At 63.4% G+C, this 22,590-nt stretch carries 22 protein-coding genes; 3 read left to right on the top strand and 19 right to left on the bottom strand.

Annotated elements, in window-relative coordinates; all coding sequences use genetic code 11:
- Nucleotides 1-2 precede the first annotated feature (2 nt).
- The 18 genes from nuoF to IT775_RS09015 form a co-directional block, all read right to left on the bottom strand.
- Nucleotides 3-1,301, bottom strand: a complete 1,299-nt coding sequence (gene nuoF / locus IT775_RS09100; RefSeq protein ID WP_212700788.1) for an NADH-quinone oxidoreductase subunit NuoF — start codon at nucleotides 1,299-1,301, stop codon at nucleotides 3-5.
- Nucleotides 1,302-1,307: 6 nt separating this feature from the next.
- Nucleotides 1,308-1,532, bottom strand: coding sequence for a DUF5337 domain-containing protein (locus IT775_RS09095; RefSeq protein WP_212700787.1), 225 nt, complete (start codon nucleotides 1,530-1,532; stop codon nucleotides 1,308-1,310).
- An 11-nt stretch (nucleotides 1,533-1,543) separates the two neighbouring features.
- Complete coding sequence (locus tag IT775_RS09090; RefSeq protein ID WP_212700786.1) at nucleotides 1,544-2,686, bottom strand: NADH-quinone oxidoreductase subunit E; 1,143 nt, start codon at nucleotides 2,684-2,686, stop codon at nucleotides 1,544-1,546.
- Between the two features lie 37 nt (nucleotides 2,687-2,723).
- Nucleotides 2,724-3,947: an NADH-quinone oxidoreductase subunit D gene (locus IT775_RS09085; protein ID WP_212700785.1), complete on the bottom strand. Its 1,224-nt coding sequence runs from the start codon at nucleotides 3,945-3,947 to the stop codon at nucleotides 2,724-2,726.
- Nucleotides 3,947-4,552 (bottom strand): NADH-quinone oxidoreductase subunit C, encoded by a 606-nt coding sequence (locus tag IT775_RS09080; protein WP_212700784.1) that lies wholly within the window; start codon nucleotides 4,550-4,552, stop codon nucleotides 3,947-3,949. The genes IT775_RS09085 and IT775_RS09080 overlap by 1 nt, the downstream gene beginning before the upstream one ends.
- Nucleotides 4,553-4,571: 19 nt before the next feature.
- Nucleotides 4,572-5,105 carry a NuoB/complex I 20 kDa subunit family protein gene (locus IT775_RS09075; RefSeq protein ID WP_212700783.1) on the bottom strand — a complete coding sequence of 178 codons (534 nt, stop codon included), beginning with the start codon at nucleotides 5,103-5,105 and terminating at the stop codon, nucleotides 4,572-4,574.
- Nucleotides 5,096-5,461 carry an NADH-quinone oxidoreductase subunit A gene (locus IT775_RS09070; RefSeq protein WP_212700879.1) on the bottom strand — a complete coding sequence of 122 codons (366 nt, stop codon included), beginning with the start codon at nucleotides 5,459-5,461 and terminating at the stop codon, nucleotides 5,096-5,098. Before IT775_RS09070 ends, IT775_RS09075 begins: the two co-directional genes overlap by 10 nt.
- A gap of 373 nt (nucleotides 5,462-5,834) precedes the next feature.
- Nucleotides 5,835-6,617: a crotonase/enoyl-CoA hydratase family protein gene (locus IT775_RS09065; RefSeq protein ID WP_212700782.1), complete on the bottom strand. Its 783-nt coding sequence runs from the start codon at nucleotides 6,615-6,617 to the stop codon at nucleotides 5,835-5,837.
- 44 nt (nucleotides 6,618-6,661) lie between these two features.
- Nucleotides 6,662-7,516: a hydroxymethylglutaryl-CoA lyase gene (locus IT775_RS09060; RefSeq protein WP_212700781.1), complete on the bottom strand. Its 855-nt coding sequence runs from the start codon at nucleotides 7,514-7,516 to the stop codon at nucleotides 6,662-6,664.
- Nucleotides 7,517-7,519: 3 nt separating this feature from the next.
- Nucleotides 7,520-8,182 carry a glutathione S-transferase family protein gene (locus tag IT775_RS09055; RefSeq protein ID WP_212700780.1) on the bottom strand — a complete coding sequence of 221 codons (663 nt, stop codon included), beginning with the start codon at nucleotides 8,180-8,182 and terminating at the stop codon, nucleotides 7,520-7,522.
- A complete protein-coding gene (locus IT775_RS09050; RefSeq protein WP_212700779.1) occupies nucleotides 8,179-10,116 on the bottom strand; it encodes an ATP-binding protein in 1,938 nt (645 codons plus the stop codon). The genes IT775_RS09055 and IT775_RS09050 overlap by 4 nt, the downstream gene beginning before the upstream one ends.
- Nucleotides 10,116-10,484, bottom strand: a complete 369-nt coding sequence (locus IT775_RS21655) for a thermonuclease family protein (RefSeq protein WP_373049874.1) — start codon at nucleotides 10,482-10,484, stop codon at nucleotides 10,116-10,118. Before IT775_RS21655 ends, IT775_RS09050 begins: the two co-directional genes overlap by 1 nt.
- Nucleotides 10,485-10,694: 210 nt before the next feature.
- On the bottom strand, nucleotides 10,695-12,299 hold the full coding sequence (locus IT775_RS09040; protein WP_212700777.1) for a carboxyl transferase domain-containing protein: 1,605 nt from the start codon (nucleotides 12,297-12,299) through the stop codon (nucleotides 10,695-10,697).
- Nucleotides 12,296-13,213 carry a hypothetical protein gene (locus tag IT775_RS09035; RefSeq protein ID WP_212700776.1) on the bottom strand — a complete coding sequence of 306 codons (918 nt, stop codon included), beginning with the start codon at nucleotides 13,211-13,213 and terminating at the stop codon, nucleotides 12,296-12,298. The genes IT775_RS09040 and IT775_RS09035 overlap by 4 nt, the downstream gene beginning before the upstream one ends.
- Nucleotides 13,206-14,780: an AMP-binding protein gene (locus IT775_RS09030; RefSeq protein WP_212700775.1), complete on the bottom strand. Its 1,575-nt coding sequence runs from the start codon at nucleotides 14,778-14,780 to the stop codon at nucleotides 13,206-13,208. The genes IT775_RS09035 and IT775_RS09030 overlap by 8 nt, the downstream gene beginning before the upstream one ends.
- A gap of 3 nt (nucleotides 14,781-14,783) precedes the next feature.
- Nucleotides 14,784-15,947: an isovaleryl-CoA dehydrogenase gene (locus tag IT775_RS09025; RefSeq protein ID WP_212700774.1), complete on the bottom strand. Its 1,164-nt coding sequence runs from the start codon at nucleotides 15,945-15,947 to the stop codon at nucleotides 14,784-14,786.
- 193 nt (nucleotides 15,948-16,140) lie between these two features.
- The gene (locus IT775_RS09020; protein WP_212700773.1) at nucleotides 16,141-17,334 is read right to left on the bottom strand and encodes a DegT/DnrJ/EryC1/StrS family aminotransferase; all 1,194 of its coding nucleotides are present in this window, start codon (nucleotides 17,332-17,334) and stop codon (nucleotides 16,141-16,143) included.
- Nucleotides 17,335-17,357: 23 nt separating this feature from the next.
- Nucleotides 17,358-18,041 (bottom strand): HAD-IA family hydrolase, encoded by a 684-nt coding sequence (locus IT775_RS09015; RefSeq protein ID WP_212700772.1) that lies wholly within the window; start codon nucleotides 18,039-18,041, stop codon nucleotides 17,358-17,360.
- Nucleotides 18,042-18,177: 136 nt separating this feature from the next.
- On the opposite strand from IT775_RS09015, the gene glmU reads away from it, so the two are divergent.
- From glmU to IT775_RS09000, 3 genes are read left to right on the top strand one after another with little or no spacing between them, the layout of a single operon-like run.
- Nucleotides 18,178-19,533, top strand: coding sequence for a bifunctional UDP-N-acetylglucosamine diphosphorylase/glucosamine-1-phosphate N-acetyltransferase GlmU (glmU, locus tag IT775_RS09010; protein WP_212700771.1), 1,356 nt, complete (start codon nucleotides 18,178-18,180; stop codon nucleotides 19,531-19,533).
- On the top strand, nucleotides 19,533-21,353 hold the full coding sequence (glmS, locus tag IT775_RS09005; protein ID WP_212700770.1) for a glutamine--fructose-6-phosphate transaminase (isomerizing): 1,821 nt from the start codon (nucleotides 19,533-19,535) through the stop codon (nucleotides 21,351-21,353). The genes glmU and glmS overlap by 1 nt, the downstream gene beginning before the upstream one ends.
- A complete protein-coding gene (locus IT775_RS09000; protein WP_212700769.1) occupies nucleotides 21,350-22,036 on the top strand; it encodes a DNA alkylation repair protein in 687 nt (228 codons plus the stop codon). The genes glmS and IT775_RS09000 overlap by 4 nt, the downstream gene beginning before the upstream one ends.
- A gap of 59 nt (nucleotides 22,037-22,095) precedes the next feature.
- On the opposite strand, the gene IT775_RS08995 is transcribed toward IT775_RS09000, so the two are convergent.
- The gene (locus tag IT775_RS08995) at nucleotides 22,096-22,545 is read right to left on the bottom strand and encodes a hypothetical protein (RefSeq protein ID WP_212700768.1); all 450 of its coding nucleotides are present in this window, start codon (nucleotides 22,543-22,545) and stop codon (nucleotides 22,096-22,098) included.
- Nucleotides 22,546-22,590 lie beyond the last annotated feature (45 nt).

The raw sequence follows: 22,590 nt of genomic DNA, 5'->3' as shown, positions 1-22,590 counted from the left end.
CGTTACTCCGCCGCCATCGCGCCCATGCGGCCCGTTTTCTGAGCCTTGATGCGATCTTCGATTTCCTCGCGGAAATTGCGGATCAGGCCCTGGATCGGCCAGGCCGCCGCGTCGCCGAGGGCGCAGATGGTGTGACCTTCGACCTGCTTGGTCACGTCCCACAGCATGTCGATCTCTTCCGGTTCGGCCTCGCCCTTCACCAGGCGGTCCATCACGCGCATCATCCAGCCGGTGCCTTCGCGGCAAGGCGTGCACTGACCGCAGCTTTCGTGCTTGTAGAATTTCGACAGCCGCCAGATCGCTTTGACGATGTCGGTCGACTTGTCCATCACGATCACGGCTGCGGTGCCCAGGCCCGAGCCCAGTTCGCCGCGCAGGTAATCGAAATCCATGATCGCGTCGCGCATGTTTTCACCGCGCACGCAGGGAACCGACGACCCGCCGGGGATCACCGCCAGCAGGTTGTCCCAGCCGCCGCGAATGCCGCCGCAATGTTTCTCGATCAGTTCCTCGAAGGAGATCGACATCGCTTCCTCGACCACGCAGGGATTGTTGACGTGGCCGGAGATCGCGAACAGCTTGGTGCCCGCGTTGTTGGGGCGGCCGAAACCGGCGAACCATTCCGGGCCGCGGCGCAGGATGGTCGGCACGACGGCGATCGATTCCACGTTGTTCACCGTGGTCGGGCAACCGTAGAGGCCCGCACCCGCCGGGAACGGCGGCTTCATCCGGGGCATGCCCTTCTTGCCTTCGAGGCTTTCGATCAGCGCGGTTTCCTCGCCGCAGATATAGGCCCCTGCCCCGTGATGCAGGTAAAGGTCGAAATCCCAGCCCGATCCGGCGGCGTTCTTGCCCAGCAGACCGGCGTCGTAGGCTTCGTCAATCGCGCGCTGCAGCGCTTCGCGTTCGCGGATGTATTCGCCACGAATGTAGATGTAGCAGGCATGCGCGCCCATCGCGAAGCTGGCGATCAGGCAGCCTTCGATCAGCGTATGCGGATCGTGGCGCATGATTTCGCGGTCCTTGCAGGTGCCCGGTTCGGATTCGTCGGCGTTGACCACCAGATAGGCCGGGCGCCCGTCGCTTTCCTTCGGCATGAAGGACCATTTCAGACCGGTCGGAAACCCCGCGCCGCCGCGACCACGCAGACCGCTGGCCTTCATCTGCTCCACGATCCAGTCGCGGCCCTTTTCGATGATGCCGGCAGTGCCGTCCCAATGTCCCCGGGCCTTTGCCCCCGCCAGAGTGCGGTCATGCATGCCGTAGATATTGGTAAAGATACGGTCTTGGTCCTTCAGCATCCCGTTTTACCCTTTGCTATTCTGGCGCGCGCGCCAGATTTGAAAAATCATCACCAGGGCCAGGACGAACCCGGCCAAGGCGATCAGGTCGAAAAGCGCGCGCGTGCGCTGGCTCAGCTCAAGCTGAGCGCCGGCGAAAGTCGCCACGATCCAGAACACGGCTGTTCCGGCGATCACCAGGGCGGTGATACGTCCCTTGCGGGCCAGGGCGATATCGCGCTCTTCACTCACTCAGATCATCCTCAGTACACGTCGCCCTTGTCGACGCGCTTGGAAAATTCGGTATCTTCGCCGGCGGCCAGGGTCTTGGCCTGTTCGATCCAGCCGTCGCGGGTGATCCGACCCTTGAACTTCAACCGGTTGTCGACCCAAGCGATTTCCGCCTCGGTCCACGCCGCGATCTGGTCGAAATGGTAGAAGCCCAGCTCGTTCAGCGTCTGTTCCAGCTTCGGTCCGACGCCCTTGAGCTTCTTCAGATCGTCGGCGCCGCCTTCGCGGGGGGCGGTCAGGAGTGCCGGTTCGGCTTCGGCCACCTCGGCCGCTGGCTCCGGCTTGGCGGTTGCCTTGGCCGGCGCCGCCTGCTTGGACACGCCGGTTTCGTCCGCCGGGCGCCCCTTGGAGCGGTCAGCCGTATCGCTTGCCGAGCCCTTCTTTGCTTTCGGTGCGGACGGCTTGCCCTTGCCCAGCCACGGGGTCAGGATCGGCACTTCGGTGCCGTCGATCCGCTTCACCGTGTCGCCCAGATCCACAGCCAACTGGACGCTGGCGTTATACTGGGTCTTGCCGCTGTCGAATTCCTTCAACGAGGTCAGGCCCGACTTGGGTTCGGACGCGAAACGGCCGTTCTGCGGCCCCGGCACCGGCACCTTGCCGGCGCAGAGTTCGTCAAGGATCTCGGCGAAGCGTTCGGCGGTCAGGTCCTCAAAGTAATCCTTGCCGATCTGCACCATCGGCGCGTTGGCGCAGGCGCCCAGGCATTCCACCTCTTCCCAGGTGAACTTGCCGTCTTCCGACAGGGTGAAGGGCTTGTCCGCGATCTTGTCCTTGCAGACCTCGATCAGCTTCTCGGCGCCGCAGATCATGCACGACGTGGTGCCGCAGACCTGCACATGCGCCACCGACCCAGTCGGGGTCAGCTGGAACATGAAGTAGAACGAGGCAACCTCGAACGCGCGGATGTTGGCCATGCCCAGCATGTCGGCGACATATTCGATCGCCGGACGGGTCAGCCATCCTTCCTGTTCCTGCGCCCGCCACAGAAGCGGGATGACGGCCGATTGCGCCCGGCCTTCGGGATATTTGGTGATCTGCGCCTCGGCCCATTTCTGGTTCTCGGGCGTGAAAGCGAAGCTTTCGGGCTGATCGTGATAGAGACGGCGTAGCATCAGGCACAAGCTCCGATAGTCAGTTCAATTCCACACATCACCGGTCGATCTCCCCGAACACGACATCCATGGTGCCGATGATGGCGGCGACGTCGGCCAACTGGTGGCCGGTGGCGACGTGATCCATCGCCTGCAGGTGCAGGAAGCCCGGCGCGCGCAGCTTGGCTCGGTAGGGTTTGTTGGTCCCGTCCGATTTCATGTAGACGCCGAATTCGCCCTTGGGCGCCTCGACGGCGGCATAAACTTCGCCCTCGGGCACGTGGAAGCCTTCGGTGTAAAGCTTGAAGTGATGGATCAACGCTTCCATAGACTGCTTCATGTCCGACCGCTTAGGCGGGGTCAGCTTGCCACGGGCCAACACGTCGCCGGGGCAATCGCGCAGCTTGGCGACGGCCTGGCGGATGATGCTGGTCGACTGGCGCATCTCTTCCATCCGGACGAGGTAGCGGTCGTAGCAGTCGCCGTTCTTGCCGACGGGGATCTGGAAGTCGAATTCATCGTAGCATTCATAGGGCTGCGCGCGGCGCAGGTCCCAGGCCAGGCCCGACCCGCGCACCATCACGCCCGAGAAGCCCCAGTTCAGGATGTCTTCCTCGCTCACCACGCCGATATCGACGTTGCGCTGCTTGAAGATGCGGTTTTCGGTCAGCAGCCCGTCGATATCGTCCAGAACGACGGGGAATTCGACCGCCCATTCCTCGATATCGTCGATCAGTTCGTCGGTCAGGTCCTGGTGCACCCCACCCGGGCGGAAGTAGTTCGCGTGCAGACGCGCGCCACAGGCCCGTTCGTAGAAGATCATCAGCTTCTCGCGTTCCTCGAAGCCCCAGAGCGGCGGGGTCAGCGCGCCGACATCCATCGCCTGCGTGGTCACGTTCAGCAGGTGGTTCAGCACCCGGCCGATTTCGCTGAACAGCACCCGGATCAGCGACGCGCGGCGCGGCACTTCGGTGCCGGTCAGCTTTTCGATCGCCATGCACCATGCATGTTCCTGGTTCATCGGCGCCACGTAGTCGAGGCGGTCGAGATAGGGCAGGTTCTGCAGATAGGTGCGCGATTCCATCAGCTTCTCGGTGCCGCGATGCAGCAGGCCGATATGCGGATCGCAGCGTTCGACGATTTCGCCGTCCAGTTCCAGCACAAGGCGCAGCACGCCGTGCGCCGCCGGGTGCTGCGGGCCGAAGTTGATATTGAAATTGCGGATTTTCTGTTCGCCCTGCAGCGCGTCCACGCTGCCGTCGTCAAACTTGGAGCCGTCCATCATTTCGCCTCCCCTTTCTCATCGCCGGGCAGGATGTAATTGGCACCTTCCCAAGGGCTCATGAAATCGAACTGGCGGTATTCCTGAACCAGCTTCACCGGTTCATAGACCACGCGCTTGAGTTCCTCGTCGTAGCGCACCTCGGTGTAACCGGTGGTCGGGAAATCCTTGCGCAGCGGGTGGCCACGGAAGCCATAGTCGGTCAGCAGCCGGCGCAGGTCCGGATGGCCCGAGAAGATGATACCGAACATGTCGAAGACTTCGCGCTCGAACCAGTTGGCCGAAGGGTGCACATCAACGATCGAGGGCACCATTTCGTCTTCACGCACCGACACCCGCAGGCGGATGCGGTGGTTCTGGTACATCGACAGGAAGTGATAGACCACGTCGAACCGCTTGGCCCGCTCGGGGTAATCGACGGCGGTGATATCCACCAGCGAGGAAAACTTGCAGGTCTGGTCGGCTTTCAGGAAATCGACGAAATCAACGATATTGGCCGGGGCCACGTCGATGTTCAGTTCGTCATAGACGATGTCCCATCCGATCACGCAATCGGGCCGCTTGAGCTCGATATGGGTGGCCAGTTCGGTCAAGGCTTCGGTCATTGTCTGTCCCCTTCCGCGATCAGCGCACGATGGTGCCGGTGCGGCGGATTTTGCGTTGCAGCTGCATGATGCCATACATCAGCGCCTCGGCGGTCGGCGGGCAGCCGGGCACGTAGACGTCGACCGGTACGACGCGGTCACAGCCGCGCACCACCGAGTAGCTGTAATGGTAATAGCCGCCACCGTTGGCGCAGGATCCCATCGAGATCACGTAGCGCGGCTCCGGCATCTGGTCGTAGACCTTGCGCAGCGCCGGGGCCATCTTGTTGGTCAGGGTGCCGGCGACGATCATCAGGTCGGACTGGCGCGGCGAGGCGCGCGGCGCGGTGCCGTAGCGTTCCAGGTCGTAGCGCGGCATCGAGGTGTGCATCATCTCGACCGCGCAGCAGGCCAGACCGAAGGTCATCCAGTGCAGCGACCCGGTGCGGCCCCAGTTCACAATGTCTTCGACCGTGGTCAGCAGAAAACCCTTGTCCTGCAGTTCGCGGTTCAGTTCCTGCGTCGCGACTTCGCGGTCGAAGCCGGCGGTGTTAGACCCCGTCATCACTCCCATTCCAGGGCCCCTTTCTTCCACTCATAGGCAAAGCCTGCGGTCAGCACGCCGAGGAAAACCATCATCGACCAGAATCCAACCATGGAAAGGTCCTTGAAGGCCACCGCCCAGGGGAACAGCATCGCGATCTCCAGATCGAAGATGATGAACAGGATCGACACCAGATAGAACCGGACATCGAATTTCATTCGCGCGTCGTCGAAAGCGTTGAAACCGCATTCGTAGGCAGACACCTTTTCAGGGTCCGGATTACGAACGGCAAGAACGACGGCGGCGAGGATCAGAACAAGGCCAAGAACGATTGCAATGGCCAGAAAGACGAGGATGGGAAGGTATTCCCTCAGCATCTCTTCCACGGTGGCTCCTTTCATGCGCAAAAGGCGCAGTCAGTAGGCTGCTATAGCTAGGCAGGGTTTACTCTTGCCCCTTGTCAGGGTCAACCGAGCCAAAACATATTCACATTATTGAAGAAGTTCGGAAAAATCCATGTATACAAAAGCACACTGGAACCGCCTTTGCTGTGCCGCAGCACGGAGGTGAATTTTTTTTTCCGTGCGGGGCAGCTTTCCCGGGGGAACGGGCCGAAGACAGGGCCTCGGACAGGTCATGTTCGCATGGGCGATTCTGTTGAAAGACGCAAGCGACATACATCTATAGATGAACAAACGGCGCCCCCGGAGGGAGCGCCGCCAAGTGTCTGATCAACCTGCAATCGGGATCGGGCCGCCGTCACCCCTGCCAAGCGGGTTGGCGCTTTTCGAAAAAGGCGCCGATGCCCTCGGGCGCCTCGTCGCCTTCCCAACAGGCGGCAAGCTCGGCCGCGGTGTGCTGAATCACTTCTTCGTCGATGCGCGGCCCCAACGTGCGCAGCAGCGCCTTGGCCCGTGCCACCGCCCCCGGCGCGCAGTCCAGATAGGGGTCGATTTCGGCCTCGACAGCAGCATCCAGATCCTCGGCGGGAACGGATTTGGCCAACAGCCCCAGTTCCACCGCTTCCGGCCCCTTGAAACGTCGCCCCGACATGAATACCCGGCGCGCCCGCGCCTCGCCCATGCGGGCACAGACGTAAGGCCCGATGGTGGCCGGGATCAGCCCGAGCCGGGTTTCGGTCAGCGCCATCGTCACCTGATCGCTGCCGATTGCGATATCGCAGACGCTGGCCATTCCGACGCCGCCGCCAAACGCATTGCCATGCACCTTGCCGATCAGCGGCTTCGGCAGGGTGTTGAGCGCCTGCAGCATGCGGGCGAGTTTCGTCGCCTCGGCCATGCGGGTATCACGGTCGGCTTCGAATTGGCTCCGCATCCAGCCCAGGTCGCCGCCTGCGCAGAAGGTTTTGCCCTTCGCGGCCAGCACAACGACGCGCACCGTATCATCCGCCGCCAGCGCATCGGCTGCGTCGTGAATGTCGGTGATCATCTGCGCCGACATCGCGTTATGCTTTTCCGCCCGGTCCAGCCACAAGGTGGCAACGCCGCGCCCGTCCCGTTCTATGCTGACTGTTTCGCTCATCCCGCTTCTCCTCCGCTTGGCGGATGCCCCGCCCTCTTCCTGCCTTATCCGATGCGCATCGCGCGCGCCATTTCCGCCGCCTGATCCAGCACGACGGGATCGAGCCCGGTTTCGTAGCCAAGCTCGGTCAGCCGCGCCTGCACCGCCTCGGTCGCCACGTTGCCCGCAGCCCCGGGCGCATAAGGGCAACCGCCCAGACCACCCACGGCAGCATCGAATACGCGCACGCCCCTTTCCAGCGACGCTTCGATATTGGCCAACGCCCGCCCGGCGGTGTCGTGGTAATGCCCGGCCAGTCGTTCTGCCGGGGTCACCTGCAAAACGGCATCGAGCATCGCCGCGATGGTTTCCGGTTTGCCCTGCCCGATCGTGTCGCCAAGGCTGATTTCATAACATCCCATCTCATTCAACGCCTCGGCCACCCGTGCAACCTGCGCCGGGTCGGTCGCACCGTCATACGGGCAATCGGTGACGCAGGAAATATAGCCGCGCACCCGGATCCCGGCCTCTTGCGCCGCCCGGGCAACCGGTGCGAACTGATCCAGGCTTTCGGCGATGGTGGCGTTGATGTTGGCCTTGGAAAACCCTTCCGAGGCCGATCCGAAAATCGCCACCTCGTCGGCCTTCGCTGCCAAGGCCCGCTCCAGCCCCTTCATGTTCGGGGTCAGCGCGGCGTAGGACACGCCCGGCTTGCGGGTGATGCCGGCCAGAACCTCGGCGCTGTCGGCCATTTGCGGCACCCATTTGGGGCTGACGAAACTGGCCACTTCGATGCGCTTGAACCCGGCCTCGGACAGGCAATCGACCAGCGCGATCTTTTCCGTCGTCGGGATCAGCCGCTTTTCGTTCTGCAGCCCGTCACGCGGCCCCATTTCGAAGATTTCGACGTATTCGGTCATCGGTCACACCTCGGGCAGATCATAGAAATCACGGTCATAGAATTGCTGCGCGCCCTCGGCCGCGAGCGCGGAGCGGTAGGCCGGCCGCGCCGCGATCCGGTCGCGATAGGCCGCGACAGCGGGGAAACGGTCGAAGCGGACGTAGCGCGACGCGCTTTCCAGTGTGAACCCCATCATGATGTCGGCGGCGGAAAATCCGGACGGCAGCAGGTAATCGCCGTCTTGCAGCGCCCGTTCGATCCCCTTCAGCGCGATCGCCAGACGCTTGGTTTCAAGTTCCATCACGGTAGCGGACCGCGTCGCCGGATCGGGCAGGAACAGGTGCTGCATGTTCAAGTTCTGAATATGGCAGGCCAGCGTTTCGGCGTAGTGCAGCCACATCAGCCAATCGGCCCGTTCCGGATCTTCCGGGGCGGGCATCAACCCGTGACCGGACCGGGTTTCGCACAGGTATTGGACGATCGCGCCGCTTTCGAACAGCACCCGACCGTCGATTTCAAGCGCCGGCACCCGGCGCGCCGGCGAAATCGCCTTGAAATCCTCGGTATGCAGCGACCCGTCGGTGATCGCGTAGCGGACCACCTCGACCTCTTCGTTCAGTTCGAACAATAGCCACAAGACCCTGAAGGAACGGCTGCCCGCGATGGAATGCAGCCGGGCGGTCATCCCTCTTCCTCCTCCAGCCGGATCAGCGCAGCGCCCGCTTCGACCTGGGCGCCGGGTTCGGCCAGAACCTCGGCCACCACCCCGTCGCGCGCCGCTAGCAGCGAATGTTCCATCTTCATCGCCTCGAGGATCGCCAGCCGGTCGCCTTCCTGCACCGCCTGCCCGGCCTCGGCGAAAACCGCCTTGACCAGCCCCGGCATCGGCGCCTCGATCACGTTGCCCGCAGCACCACCGCTAGCGGCGACGTCGAGCGGATCGATGCGGGTGAAGCCCAGCCCGGAATCGGCGAAGACGGTGATCAGGTCGCCGGCCACCGCAAGTTCGGGCGCCGGGGTGCCGTCGAGCGCCCAGCGGGTGCCGGTGCGGATCGCCTCCACGACCTCCTCGCCGATGGTGACGCTGTGGCGATCCGGGCCATGGCTGCGGACATCCGCGTCGAACGCCTCGCCGTCGAAGTCCAGCGCCACGTGATGGGCCAGCGGTTCCCACAGGGCAAAGCCGGTTTCATCACCGCCATCGAGCAGGCCAAGCGCCGCCAGCGCCGCCAGCGCACGGTGCTGCACGGTGGGAACCGGCGCGCCGGTCAGATCGTCGATGTCGCGGCCGATCAGCCCGGTATCGACCTCGCCCGCCGCGAAGCCCGGATGGGCACAAAGCGCAGAGAGGAAGCGCAGGTTGGTCACCGTCCCCGCCACCTGACAGCCGTCCAGCGCCGATTTCATCCGGCTGAGCGCGATGTCGCGGGTAGGGCCGAAGGTGATGATCTTGGCGATCATCGGGTCGTAGAACGGGCTGATCGTGTCGCCCGTGCGCACGCCGCTATCGGCGCGGGCGCTTGCGGGGAATTGCAGGTGCGCCAACGTGCCGGTGGCGGGGAGGAAGCCCTTGGGCACGTCCTCGGCATAAAGCCGTGATTCGAAGCTGTGACCGGTCAGGGTCAGTTCGTCCTGTCCGAGCGGCAGATCCTCGCCCGCGGCGACCCGCAACTGCCATTCGACAAGGTCGATGCCGGTAACGGCCTCGGTGACGGGATGTTCCACCTGCAGGCGGGTGTTCATTTCCATGAACCAGAACCCGTCGGGCCGCAGCCCCTTGGAGCCGTCGACGATAAACTCGATGGTGCCTGCGCCCTTGTAACCGATCGCCTCGGCCGCGCGCACCGCCGCCTGCCCCATCGCTGCGCGCATTTCCTCGGTCATGCCGGGCGCCGGGGCTTCCTCGATCACCTTCTGGTGGCGGCGCTGCAGCGAACAGTCGCGTTCATAAAGATGCACCGCCGTTTCGCCGTCGCCGAAAACCTGCACCTCGATATGGCGCGGTTTCTGGATGTATTTCTCGATCAGGACATCGGGGTTGCCGAAGGCGGTCTGCGCCTCGCTGCGCGCGCTGTCCAGCGCCGCCATGAAATCCGCGGGCGCCTCGACCAGCCGCATCCCCTTGCCGCCACCGCCCGCGACCGCCTTGATCAGCACCGGATAGCCGATGGTGTCGGCAGCACCCGACAGGTGTTCGGGGGCCTGATTGGCGCCGTGATAGCCGGGAACGACCGGCACACCGGCTTCCTCCATCAGCGCCTTGGCGGCGTCCTTCAGCCCCATCTTGCGGATCGCATCGGCCGAGGGGCCGATGAAGGTCAGGCCTGCCGCCTCTACCGCGTCGACGAAATCGGGGTTTTCCGACAGGAAGCCATAGCCGGGATGGATCGCCTGCGCGCCGGTCTTGAGCGCAGCCTCGATGATCCGCTCGCCCTTGAGGTAGCTTTCCGCCGGGGCCGAGCCGCCGATATGGACGGCTTCGTCGGCGGCGGCGACATGGGCGGCGGAGGCATCGGCGTCGGAATAGACGGCAACCACCTTGACGCCCATGGCACGGGCGGTGCGCGCCACCCGGCAGGCGATTTCCCCGCGATTGGCGATCAGAATCTTATCAAACATCAGAAGCCTCCAAATCCTTCTACGCACCAACTCTGGCGCTGCCCTCCGTCATACCTGCGCGCTAGCCCCGTACCGATCATACGTTCGGAGACGTCCGAGCCATCCACGCTTAGCTTCGTCAATACGCGGCCGTATCGGTCCTTACCCACGGTCTGGGTTGAAATCTTAGAACTTTTCCAGAGCATCCAACGCAGATGTTGCGTGGCGCGTAATGCATCGATGAATTCGCTCAGACATCGCGCCTTTTTCTCAGGAGTATCATAACCGAGCACGCGTCCTGATATGACGCCACTACGCGAGCAAAGGAGCCGTACAGTATCCCCGTCTATGATACCGACGACGCGACAGCCGTCCGTAGGTTTCACCATTCCATTTACGGCATCGCCGACCGGGGGCAACACCACGGCACCCAATGTCAGAACGGCAACGCCAAGACCAAACCTACTGCGCCAGTTATGAAGAGGATGCCTTGGTCGACCAGGCGGCCTGCCCAAAGCCCATTTCGGGTGGCGCCGTGCGCCACGCCGAAATGGCAGTACTTTGCCCCGCTGACTATTCCTAGGCCTGGTCATTTATCATCACATCCTAAACACGCCAAATCGGGTGTCTTCGATCGGCGCATTGAGCGAGGCGCTGAGGCTCAGGGCCAGCACGTCGCGGGTCTTGCGCGGGTCGATGATACCGTCGTCCCACAGACGCGCGGAGGCGTAGAGCGGGTGGGATTGTTCCTCGAACATCTCGATGGTAGGGCGCTTGAAGTCTGCCTCTTCCTCGGCCGACCATGTGCCGCCCTGCCGTTCGATGCCGTCGCGCTTGACGGTGGCCAGAACCCCCGCCGCCTGTTCGCCGCCCATCACCGAGATGCGCGAGTTGGGCCAGGTCCACAGGAAGCGGGGCGAATAGGCCCGTCCCGCCATGCCGTAATTGCCCGCCCCGAAGGAGCCGCCCACCAGCATGGTGATCTTCGGCACCTTGGTGGAAGCCACTGCCGTGACCATCTTGGCGCCATGGCGCGCGATGCCTTCGTTTTCGTATTTGCGCCCGACCATGAAGCCGGTGATGTTCTGTAGGAACACCAGCGGGATCTTGCGCTGGCTGCACAGCTCGACGAAATGCGCGCCCTTCTGGGCGGCCTCGCTGAAAAGCACGCCGTTATTGGCGACGATGCCGACGGGGCAGCCTTTGACATGGGCGAAGCCCGTCACCAGGGTTTCGCCGAACCGCGGCTTGAATTCGTCGAAGCGCGATCCGTCGACGGTGCGCGCAATCACCTCGCGGATGTCGTAGGGGGTGCGCAGGTCGGCGGGCACCACGCCGAGGATTTCGTCGGGGTCGTAGGCCGGGTCCTCGGGGCTTTGCCATTGTACCGTCTGCGGCTTGGCGCGGTTCAGGTGGCTGACGGCGCGGCGCGCCAGCGCCAGCGCGTGGGCGTCGTCCTCGGCCAGATAATCCGCCACGCCCGAGAGCCGCGTATGCACATCGCCGCCGCCCAAGTCCTCGGCGCTGACCACCTCGCCCGTCGCGGCCTTCACCAGCGGCGGACCGGCGAGGAAAATGGTGCCCTGTTCCTTGACGATGATGGTGACGTCGGACATCGCCGGCACGTAAGCGCCGCCGGCGGTACAGGATCCCATGACGACGGCGATCTGCGGGATGCCCTTGGCCGACATGTTGGCCTGATTGTAGAAGATGCGGCCGAAATGATCGCGGTCCGGGAACACCTCGTCCTGCTGCGGCAGGTTGGCGCCGCCACTGTCGACCAGGTAGATGCAGGGCAGATGGTTCTGTTCCGCGATCTCCTGCGCGCGCAGGTGTTTCTTGACGGTCATCGGGTAATAGGTGCCGCCCTTCACCGTGGCGTCGTTGCACACCACCATGACCTCCTGCCCGTGCACCCGGCCGATCCCGGCGATGACACCGGCAGCGGGGGCGGCATTGCCGTACATGTCGTGTGCCGCGGTGGCGCCGATTTCGAGGAAGGGCGAACCGGGGTCGAGCAGGTTCGCCACCCGGCGGCGCGGCAGCATCTTGCCGCGCGCTTCATGGCGCTGACGGGACCGTTCACCGCCGCCCAGACGGGCGGCCTCGGCGGCCTTGCTCACGGTTTCGAGTGCCTCGAGATGGCCCTTCAGATTGGCCTGGAAGGCCTCCGAGGAGGGAAGAGCGTTGGATTTCAGTTTCATCTCTCATCCTTCTTGGCGTCTAGATTAAATTTGAATTTCTGGCGCTTCACTTTGTTACCTATCTCAATGTTTATAGGTACTTGTATGTCGTCCAGTTGTTTGCCGTCCAAATACGCCAAACGTACTTGGCATATGGAATCCATTAACAAAGACGTCGCAAATATTCGCTTTTTATCACTTTCAGGATCTAGTTCCTCAGTGCCGAAAGCGATTGAAAGGTGTTCTGCTGGCTTCTCGTACCAATCGATCCAATTCAAACCTAACAATGGTAAGCTGACCGGTACATACTCCCCATCCTCACCTTTCATTTGAAGTCTAATACCTTCTCCATAGCTTACAGGCTTCCCGTGCTTATAGGCGTTGATTGCACCACGTTCAGACAGTAGCTCGGCCTCTTCTCTGACAAGGTCAATAATTTCTCCCGAACCCTGTTCAGTGGACAGCAAATCCACGTTGCTAAACAGCTTGAACGAAACCCATTCATTAAATCCAATCGGGACCCCCTTCCTTGAAAGCGAAAAACTGTCGGGGACATTACCGGACGCAATAGATCGTATTGGTTCTAGCAACCTGTCCCCCCGAAGCACTGACGCCGTGCGCGGGAATGGATTTGACTTAGGAGCACTGAGAAGCAATAGCATCAGCGTTTCCGAAGAGAAGTATCTCAATGCCCTGACGGTGTAAGACGCATACTTGTCATAGTTCGCAATCGCCCTTTCAAGGCGATCATTGAGAGGATGATCCGAAATTACTTCCCGGTTTTCATCATGAACCTGCAGCTTCGCAGGGGAAGCGGTATGTACACGATCAGCCATGATCCAAAAATAGAAGGGATCGAAATCGGCGTAGAAATTTCGTTCGATCTTTTCGATCATTTCGAAGAAGGCAGCGTTCGGATGCTGATCGTCAATCATGGGCAATCTCCTCAGCCGCCCGCCGCTTCAGCTCCTTGCGGATCACCTTGCCCGTCACCGTCATCGGCAGAGCGTCGAGAAAGGCGATTTCCCTTGGATAGGAATGCTTCGCCACCCGTGCCTTGGCGAAATCCTGCAATTCCTTCGCCAGCGCCTCGCTGGGCTCATATCCCGGCTTCAGAACCACGTAGGCCTTGACGATCTCGGTGCGCAGCGGGTCGGGCTTGCCCACCACGCCGACGGTGGCGACGGCGGGGTGTTTCAGCAGACCGTCCTCAATCTCGCTCGGCCCGATGCGGTATCCGGCCGAGGTGATCACGTCGTCCTCGCGCCCGACGAAGCGCAGGAAATCACCGTCCCAGGTGCCCCGGTCGCCGGTCAGCATCCAGTCGCCGACGAATTTCTCCGCCGTCGCTTCGGGCCGGTTCCAGTATTCCAGCATCATGCTGGCGGCACCCTTGCGGATGGCGATATCGCCCTCGCCGTCGAAGGGGTTTCCGTCGCCGTCCAGCACCGCGATCTCGAACCCCGGCGCGGGTTTGCCGAGGCAACCCGGTTTCGGGCTGAACAGCGCGCCGCAGGAAGACGCCACCATGTTGCATTCGGTCTGGCCGTAGAATTCGTTGATCCGCAAACCGAAGGCGCGACGCCCCCAGTCGAGCATTTCCGCCCCCAGAGGTTCGCCGCCCGAGGCGACCGAGCGCAGGCCCGAAATGGCGGCATCCTCGGCCTTCAGCATCCGCAAAGCCGTGGGCGGGAAGAACACGTTGCGCACCCCCGCCACGTCGACGATGCGCCGGCATTCGGCGACGGTGAACTTGTCCATCCTTGCGGCCACCACCGGCACACCCAGCGCCAGACCGGGCATCAGCACGTCAAAGAGCCCGCCGATCCAGGCCCAGTCGGCCGGCGTCCACAGGCAATCACCCTGCTGGCCGAGGAAATCGTGGCTGACCTCGACCCCCGGCAGGTGGCCGGTCAGCACCCGGTGGCCGTGCAGCGCGCCCTTGGGCGCCCCGGTCGTTCCGCTGGTATAGATCAGAACGGCAGGGTCCTCAGAGCCGGTATCGGCGGTCTCGAACCGGGCATCGGAAAGATCGCAGGTTTCCGGAACCAGCGCCTGCCGCCCTGCCCCCTTCAGCCATTCGGTCAACCCTTCGGTCCCGTCCGGATCGGCGACGACCAATTCGACGCCGGCATCTTCCAGCCGCGTGATCAGAGCCTCGACCCCGAACAGCTTGAACAGCGGGATCGAAATCGCGCCGAGCTTCCAGCATGCGATATGCGCCGCCGCCGTCCAGGGCGATTGCGACCGCAACACGCCGACCCGGTCACCACGCTTCACCCCGCTTGCCACCAGCTCATGCGCCAGCCCGTCGGCCATCTGCCGCGACCGGCCATAGCTGACGGTGCGGCGCTCGGCCCCGGTCATGTCGATGATCGCCACCCGGTCGGGCGCGCGCGCGGCCCAGTCGTCGCAAACCTGCGCCGCCATGTTCAGCCGCGCCGGGATGTCCCAGCGGAAATCCCGGATCAATTCGCCATAGGTTTCAGCACGCGGCAGCATGGCTCAGCGCATCGCCGCCATCAATTCGCGGCCCACCAGCATGCGGCGGATCTCGGAAGTGCCTGCGCCGATTTCCATCAGCTTGGCATCGCGGAAAATCCGGCTGACCGGCGCTTCCGACAGGAAGCCTGCCCCGCCCATCGCCTGCACCGCCTGATGCGACACTTTCATCGCTTCTTCGCTGGCGTAAAGCACGCAGGCGGCTGCGTCCTGGCGGGTCACCTCGCCCCGGTCGCAGGACTTGGCGACTTCGTAGACATAGGCGCGGGTGGAATTCATCGCCGTGTACATGTCGGCGATCTTGCCCTGCATCAGCTGGAAATCCCCGATCGACTGACCGAACTGCTTGCGCTCGACCATGTAGGGCATGACCTCGTCCATGCAGGCGGCCATGATACCGGTGCCGATCCCGGACAGAACCACGCGTTCGTAATCCAGCCCCGACATCAGCACGCGAACGCCCTTGCCCTCCTCACCAAGGACGTTTTCGAACGGCACCTCGACGTTTTCGAAAACCAGCTCGGCGGTGTTCGATCCGCGCATGCCGAGCTTGTCGAAATGGTTCGAGGTGGAAAACCCGGTCATCGACTTTTCGATGATGAAGGCGGTGATGCCCTTCGACCCGGCGTCCGGGTCGGTCTTGGCGTAGACCACCAGCGTGTCGGCATCCGGGCCGTTGGTGATCCAGTACTTGTTGCCGTTCAGAACATAATAGCCGTTGCGCTTTTCCGCCTTGAGCTTCATCGACACCACGTCGGACCCGGCTGAGGGCTCCGACATCGCCAGCGCGCCGACATGTTCGCCGGAAATCAGCTTGGGCAGGTATTTCCGCTTCTGTTCCTCGTTGCCGTTCAGCTTGATCTGGTTGACGCAAAGGTTCGAATGCGCGCCATAGCTCAGCGAAACGCTGGCCGAGGCGCGGGCGATTTCCTCGACCGCGATCACATGCGCCAGGTAGGACATGCCGGCACCGCCGTATTCCTCCGGCGTGGTGATGCCCAGAAGGCCCAGCTCGCCCATTTCCTGCCACAGCTCGTTGGGGAAGGCGTTTGAGCGGTCGATCTCGGCCGCCATCGGCTTCACCCGTTCCTGCGCCCAGCGATGCACCATCTCGCGCAGCGCATTCACATCTTCGCCCAGGTCGAAATTCATCACGGCGTTGAACATGGTCCGGCTCCTCCTTCCGGGTTAATGAACACTTGTTCAATAAATGTCACAGCGCCCGAGTCGCGTCAAGCGTGCTGTTCACCAAAGCGCCAAACGCCCACGCGCCCCGCCCGGACAGGGTACGGCGATCCTCTTCTTCTTTTCGGAAATATCCCGGGGTGAATTGGCCGTCGGCCAAGAGGGGCAGCGCCCCTTATCCCGCCTGCCAGACCGCGCCGACTTCGGCCTTGATGATCCGAGCCAGCAGCGCGCAATCCTCCAGGCTGAAGGTCAGCGGTAGCCGCATGTCGACGATCCCCTTGAGCACCCAATCGGTGCGCGGCATCGCCTCGCTCGGCACGTACCGCCAACTGTCGTAGCGGCTGGTAAAGCCGGAAGGCTCGGCGCCGCCGAACCACTTCAATTCAACCCCGCGCTCAAGACACCGCCGCAGAACCTCGGCGATCCTGTCCTCGGACCAGTCCAGCAGCAGGAACTGGATCGACGATCCGACATAGTCTTCCTGTTCGGGACGCTCGATCACCGTCAGGCCCGGCGTGCCGCGCAACCCATCCTCGACCACCCGGTAACGCTCGTTCCAGCGGTCGCATTGCCGGTCGAGATCGCGCAACTGGACCCGCAGGATCGCGGCGCGCAGATGATCCATCCGGCCCGACACGTTGGGCGTGTAGTATTTGACCGCCTCGAACACCTCCGGATCAGGCGCCGCCAGGTGACGGTCATACAGCATGTAGGATCCCGACAACATCACCGCGCGGGCCATGACCTCGTCATCGTCGCAGATCAGGAAACCGCCCTCGCCCGAATTCAGATGCTTGTAGGTCTGGGTCGAATAGCAGCCGATGATCCCGTCGGTTCCCGACAGCCGGCCGCGCCAGCGCGCGCCCATGGTATGGGCGCAATCCTCGATCACCCGAATGCCCGCCGCGTTGCAGATACCCATCAACCGGTCCATGTCGCACAGATGCCCGCGCATGTGCGACAGCATCAGCACTTCGCCCTGCCCCGCCTTGGCGGCCAGATCATCAAGGTCGATCACCAGTTCCTCGGTCACGCCGACGAAGACCGGCACCGCGCCGACGCTGGCGATTGCACCGGGCACCGGAGCCAGCGTGAAGGCGTTGGTCAGAACCCTGTCGCCGGGCCCCACCCCGACGGCGCGCAGGGCACAGGCCAGCGCGTAGCCCCCCGAAGCCACGGCCAGCGCGTATTTCGCCCCCATCGCCGCGGCGAATTCTCGTTCCAGCAGCGCGACCTCGCCTGCCTCGCCCGGCGCCACGTTGTAGCGGTGCAGACGGCCGGTTTTCATCACCGCGACGGCGGCCTCGATCGCTTCGTCCGGGATCGGTTCCTGCTGGGTGAAATTGCCGGTAAATTTCTCGCTCATGGGGTATTTCTGAGCCTTTGCGCCTAGTCCGTCAACGCGGGCACGCCGATCAGCCGCCGCACCTCGCCCGGCAGGGCGTCGAAGTGATCGATCATCCCCTCGGGGTCGAGATCCGCAACCGCCCGGCCGTCCGGCCCGAACGTGACCAGGATGCAGGGCACGCCGAGGGCCTTGGCGGTCTGCCGGTCAGTGATCGTGTCGCCGACGATCAGGGATCGCGCCGGATCGCCGCCCGCGCGCAGCGCCGCTTCGCGCAACGGCGCCGGATCGGGCTTGCGCGTGGGCAAGGTATCGGCCCCGATCAGCGAGGCGAACGCATTGCGTATGCCGAGCCGCGCCAGCAGGGTCTCGGCCAGCTTTTCGGGCTTGTTGGTGCAGATGCCGACCTTGTAGCCGGTTGCGCTCAGTACGCCCACCGCCTCCATCGCGCCGGGATAAATCTTGGTGTAGCGGTCGATATCGGCCTCGTAGGCACTCAGCAGATGCGGATACCACTGCTCCACCTGCGCTGCCACATCGCCATGCGCGATCCGTTCCAGCCCCAGCGTCAGCATCGCCCGCCCACCATGGAACGCGGTCGCGGCATCCACCAAAGGATCCAGAACGTCGCCGCGCCCCATCGCCCGGAAACAGGCATTCGCCGCCGCGATCAGATCGCCGCTGGTATCTGCAAGAGTTCCGTCCAGATCGAAGATCACAGTTTGCATGCCTGCCCATCCTACTTGCTTGGCGCTTTTTCGCCAGTCACTGTTGCACCCCGCAATCACAAGTGATGCAACGCGGCCTTGCGCCCTTGTGCCAAGCAGATAAAACGGGCGCAACGCAAATACGAAGAGAAGCAGCATGAGCACGGCACTTGTCATCCTCGCCGCAGGCATGGGGACGCGGATGAATTCGGACCTGCCGAAGGTCCTCCACAAAATCGCGGGCGCCCCCTTGCTGGTCCATGCGATGAAGTCTGGCGCGGCGATCGATCCGGAAAAGTTGGTGATCGTGGCCGGCCACGGCGCCGACGAGGTGGCCAGCGCTGCGCGCGACTGGGATGACCGGGCCGAGACGGCGCTGCAAGAAGAACAGCTGGGCACCGGTCACGCCGTGCTGCAGGCGCGCGAGGCGCTGGCTGATTTCGACGGCGACGTGATCGTGCTCTATGGCGACACACCTTTCATCCAGCCCGAAACCATCGAAAAGATCGTCGCGGCACGGGCGTTGAACGACGTTGTCGTGCTGGGATTTGATGCCGCCGACCCGGGCCGGTACGGCCGGTTGGTGATGGCGGGAGACACGCTGGAACGGATCGTCGAATTCAAGGATGCATCCGATGAGGAACGCGCGATAACTCTTTGCAATTCCGGCATTGTCGCAGCAAACGCCGCCACCCTGTTCCGGCTTCTGGACAAGGTCGGCAACGACAATGCGGCGGCGGAATATTACCTGACCGACATCGTCGCGCTGGCCCGCGCCGAAGGCCTGTCGGCCACCGCCGTCACCTGTGACGAAAGCGAAACGCTGGGCGTCAATTCCCGCGCCGAACTGGCCGCGGCCGAAGCCGCCTTTCAGGCCCGCGCCCGTGCCGAGGCGATGGAAAACGGTGTCACGCTGACCGCGCCCGACACCGTGCATTTCGCCCATGACACCGTCATCGGACGCGATGCGGTCGTCGAACCCAACGTGGTGTTCGGCCCCGGCGTCACGGTGGAATCCGGCGCCCTGATCCGCGCCTTTTCGCACCTGGAAGGCTGCCACGTGTCGCGCGGTGCCACCGTCGGCCCCTATGCCCGTCTGCGCCCCGGTGCGGAACTGGCCGAGGACGTGCACGTGGGCAACTTTGTTGAAATCAAGAACGCGGTGCTGGACGAAGGCGCCAAGGCCAACCACCTGAGCTATATCGGCGACGCCCATGTCGGCGAGAAAGCCAATATCGGCGCCGGCACCATCACCTGCAATTACGACGGGGTGATGAAGCACAAGACCGAAATCGGTGCGAATGCCTTCATCGGGTCGAACACCATGCTGGTCGCCCCCGTCCGGGTCGGCAACCGCGCCATGACCGGCAGCGGATCGGTGATCACCCAGGACATCGAAGACGACGCGCTGGCGATTGCGCGCGCGACGCAGGTCAACAAACCGGGGCTGGCGACGAAGCTGCGCGAAATATTGCAAGCCAAAAAGGCGAAACGGGACAAAGGGGCAGGATAATGTGCGGAATTGTCGGGGTCCTGGGCGAACACGAAGCAGCGCCGATCCTTGTGGACGCGCTGAAACGGCTGGAATATCGCGGTTATGACAGCGCCGGGATCGCCACCGTGAACAATGGCCACCTGTCCCGCCGCCGCGCGGTGGGCAAGCTGGTCAATCTCAGCGACCTTCTGGTTCACGACCCGTTGCCGGGCAAGGCCGGGATCGGTCATACCCGCTGGGCCACCCATGGCGCGCCCAGCGTGATCAACGCCCATCCGCACCAGGCTGGTCAGGTGGCGGTGGTGCATAACGGGATCATCGAAAATTTCCGTGAACTGCGTGCCGAACTGGCGGCGAAAGGCATCCATTTCGCCACAGAAACCGATACGGAAACCGTCGCCCTGATGGCCCAGTTCTATATGGAACAGGGCGACGATCCCGTCGCGGCCGCCTACAAAACCCTGGCACGGCTGAACGGCGCCTTCGCGCTGGCCTTCCTGTTCGAGGGCCAAGACGACCTGCTGGTCGCCGCGCGCAAGGGCAGCCCGCTGGCCGTGGGCCACGGCGAGGGCGAGATGTACGTAGGCTCCGACGCCATCGCGCTGGCGCCGATGACCGACAGGATCACCTATCTGGAAGAAGGCGATTTCGCGGTGATCACCCGCAACAGCCTTGAAATCCGGGATGCCAATGGCGAACTGGCCAATCGCGAAATGCGCACCATCCACATGGACGATGCCCGCATCGACAAGGGCGGGCACAAGCATTTCATGGCCAAGGAAATCGCCGAGCAGCCGATGGTGATCGGCGAAGCGGTGCGCCATTACCTGTCCGCCGACGGCAATTCGGTTGAACTGCCCGAGGATTTCGATTTCGCCGGGATCGACCGTCTGACCATGGTTGCCTGCGGCACCGCCTTCTATGCCTGTCTGACCGCGAAGTACTGGTTCGAACAGTTGGCGCAATTGCCGGTCGAGGTCGATATCGCCAGCGAATTCCGCTATCGCGAACCGCCCATCGCGCCCCGCACCGTGGCCCTGTTCGTCAGCCAGTCGGGCGAAACCGCCGATACGCTGGCGGCGCTGCGCTATTGCGACGGCAAGGCCGACAAGATCCTGTCGGTGGTCAACGTGCCTGAAAGCTCGATCGCGCGGGAAAGCGACCTGGCGCTGCCGATCCTTGCCGGGGTCGAAGTCGGCGTCGCCTCGACCAAGGCCTTCACCTGCCAGCTGACGGTTCTCCTGATGCTGGCGCTGAAAGCCGCCGAACAGCGGGGCACGCTGACGGCCGATGAAATCGCCGACAAGCTCAGCGCGCTGCGCGCGGTCCCCGCCACGCTGAACACCGCGCTGGAACAGGAAGGCGCCATCGCCGCCGCCGCGCGGAAGCTTTCCGAGGCCTCCGACGTGCTGTTCCTGGGCCGGGGACTGATGTATCCCCTGGCCCTTGAAGGCGCGTTGAAGCTGAAAGAAATCAGCTACATACATGCCGAAGCCTATGCATCCGGGGAATTGAAGCACGGCCCCATCGCGTTGATCGACAAGACAATGCCGGTGGTGGTGATGGCACCCTATGACGCGCTTTACGGCAAGACCGTTTCGAACATGCAGGAAGTGCTGGCGCGCGGCGGCAAGGTGGTTCTGATCACCGATGCGGCCGGGGCGGCCGAGACCGAAGACAGCGCGTGGCAGACCATCGTCATGCCCGAAATCGATCCGGTCCTGACCCCGGTGCTTTACGCGGTGCCGGCGCAGCTTCTGGCCTATCACACGGCGGTTGCCAAGGGCACGGACGTCGACCAACCCCGCAACCTTGCCAAATCGGTGACAGTAGAATGACCCTGAATGATGCACTCGAAGCGCTGAAGGCGCATGCCGAACCGGGCCGGGCCGAGGGATCCGCCGACTATCACAAGGTTCCGCGCGCCTATCTGGGGGTGCCCAATCCGGCGATCAACGACCTGACCAAGGCGTGGCGGCAGCAGTTGACGGTAGAGGACCGCGTCACGCTGGCGCGGGATCTTTGGAACACGGACATTTTCGAGGCGCGACTGGCGGCGGCGAAATTGCTGACCCAGGCGCGGATCAAACCCGATCAGGCGGCTTGGGACCTGATCAAGAGCTGGGTGCCGGATTTCGACAGCTGGGCGATTGCCGACCACGCGATGATGGCGGGGCAGAAACGGCTGCAAGCCGACCCGTCCCGCATCGACGAGGTCGAGGAATGGACTCGCTCGGACAGTCACTGGACCCGGCGCGCGGCGATGGTGATCACCCTGCCCTGGACCAAGCAGAACCACCCCAAGCCGCAGGATGTCGAGATCCGCGAGCGGGTGCTCGGCTGGGCCGGGGCCTACGTGAACGATCCCGAATGGTTCATCCAGAAATCGGTGGCCTGGTGGCTGCGCGATCTGTCGAAACACGATCCCGACCGGGTGATCCAGTTCCTGCGTGAACATGGCAAGGCGATGAAACCCTTCTCCCGCAAGGAAGCGTCGAAATACCTGCCGCCAAGGGTTTAGCGCGTTATTTCACGGCACGGGGGCTGCGGCGAAACCCGCATCGGATTCGCCGCCCCCAATCAGTCAAGATAGACCTCGACCTCGGGCAATCCCTTCACCGGCGCATCAAGCAGGCGCATCGCGCCGAGCGACAGGCGGCTACCGGCAGTGACCGGACCCGCGATCGGAATCAGGTCGACCTTGACCACGCGCCCGTTCGCCGGGTAGCGCACCCGCCCCCGGCCCGGCGCCGACACGAGCGGCGTCTCGATCCAGAACCCATCGCGGGACGGATCGCCCAGCGACGCGACGGTCGTCCCCAATATCCCCGATGTAGCGGGCTGCGCCGCCGACGCAGTGTCCTCCAGCGGCGTGACCTCGACCGCCTCGGGGGCGGGCATGGTGTCAGCATCGGCCGGTCGCGCCACCCCTGCGGGCGCGCGTTGCCAAGGCGGAGTGCCGAGAAGCGGAACGTCGGTACACGCCGACAGGGCGAAAGCGGGGAGAAGGATCAGGGCAACGTGTTTCATGGGCTCAGGCTACGACCTTTCGCCACGGCGATCAATCATATCCAC

Origin of the sequence: Thalassovita aquimarina (assembly GCF_018219815.1) — a bacterium.
Lineage (GTDB): Bacteria > Pseudomonadota > Alphaproteobacteria > Rhodobacterales > Rhodobacteraceae > Thalassobius > Thalassobius aquimarinus.
The sequence above is the reverse complement of the archived record's forward strand: the minus strand, read 5'-3'. Positions and strand labels throughout refer to the sequence as shown.

What these genes read in the sequence shown, in the direction of transcription:
- nuoF (WP_212700788.1), bottom strand. Translation starts at nt 1,301, where the DNA reads ATGCTGAAGGACCAAGACCGTATCTTTACCAATATCTACGGCATGCAT.
- IT775_RS09090 (WP_212700786.1), bottom strand. Translation starts at nt 2,686, where the DNA reads ATGCTACGCCGTCTCTATCACGATCAGCCCGAAAGCTTCGCTTTCACG.
- IT775_RS09085 (WP_212700785.1), bottom strand. Translation starts at nt 3,947, where the DNA reads ATGGACGGCTCCAAGTTTGACGACGGCAGCGTGGACGCGCTGCAGGGC.
- IT775_RS09080 (WP_212700784.1), bottom strand. Translation starts at nt 4,552, where the DNA reads ATGACCGAAGCCTTGACCGAACTGGCCACCCATATCGAGCTCAAGCGG.
- IT775_RS09075 (WP_212700783.1), bottom strand. Translation starts at nt 5,105, where the DNA reads ATGGGAGTGATGACGGGGTCTAACACCGCCGGCTTCGACCGCGAAGTC.
- IT775_RS09065 (WP_212700782.1), bottom strand. Translation starts at nt 6,617, where the DNA reads ATGAGCGAAACAGTCAGCATAGAACGGGACGGGCGCGGCGTTGCCACC.
- IT775_RS09060 (WP_212700781.1), bottom strand. Translation starts at nt 7,516, where the DNA reads ATGACCGAATACGTCGAAATCTTCGAAATGGGGCCGCGTGACGGGCTG.
- IT775_RS09055 (WP_212700780.1), bottom strand. Translation starts at nt 8,182, where the DNA reads ATGACCGCCCGGCTGCATTCCATCGCGGGCAGCCGTTCCTTCAGGGTC.
- IT775_RS09050 (WP_212700779.1), bottom strand. Translation starts at nt 10,116, where the DNA reads ATGTTTGATAAGATTCTGATCGCCAATCGCGGGGAAATCGCCTGCCGG.
- IT775_RS21655 (WP_373049874.1), bottom strand. Translation starts at nt 10,484, where the DNA reads ATGGTGAAACCTACGGACGGCTGTCGCGTCGTCGGTATCATAGACGGG.
- IT775_RS09040 (WP_212700777.1), bottom strand. Translation starts at nt 12,299, where the DNA reads ATGAAACTGAAATCCAACGCTCTTCCCTCCTCGGAGGCCTTCCAGGCC.
- IT775_RS09035 (WP_212700776.1), bottom strand. Translation starts at nt 13,213, where the DNA reads ATGATTGACGATCAGCATCCGAACGCTGCCTTCTTCGAAATGATCGAA.
- IT775_RS09030 (WP_212700775.1), bottom strand. Translation starts at nt 14,780, where the DNA reads ATGCTGCCGCGTGCTGAAACCTATGGCGAATTGATCCGGGATTTCCGC.
- IT775_RS09025 (WP_212700774.1), bottom strand. Translation starts at nt 15,947, where the DNA reads ATGTTCAACGCCGTGATGAATTTCGACCTGGGCGAAGATGTGAATGCG.
- IT775_RS09020 (WP_212700773.1), bottom strand. Translation starts at nt 17,334, where the DNA reads ATGAGCGAGAAATTTACCGGCAATTTCACCCAGCAGGAACCGATCCCG.
- IT775_RS09015 (WP_212700772.1), bottom strand. Translation starts at nt 18,041, where the DNA reads ATGCAAACTGTGATCTTCGATCTGGACGGAACTCTTGCAGATACCAGC.
- glmU (WP_212700771.1), top strand. Translation starts at nt 18,178, where the DNA reads ATGAGCACGGCACTTGTCATCCTCGCCGCAGGCATGGGGACGCGGATG.
- glmS (WP_212700770.1), top strand. Translation starts at nt 19,533, where the DNA reads ATGTGCGGAATTGTCGGGGTCCTGGGCGAACACGAAGCAGCGCCGATC.
- IT775_RS09000 (WP_212700769.1), top strand. Translation starts at nt 21,350, where the DNA reads ATGACCCTGAATGATGCACTCGAAGCGCTGAAGGCGCATGCCGAACCG.
- IT775_RS08995 (WP_212700768.1), bottom strand. Translation starts at nt 22,545, where the DNA reads ATGAAACACGTTGCCCTGATCCTTCTCCCCGCTTTCGCCCTGTCGGCG.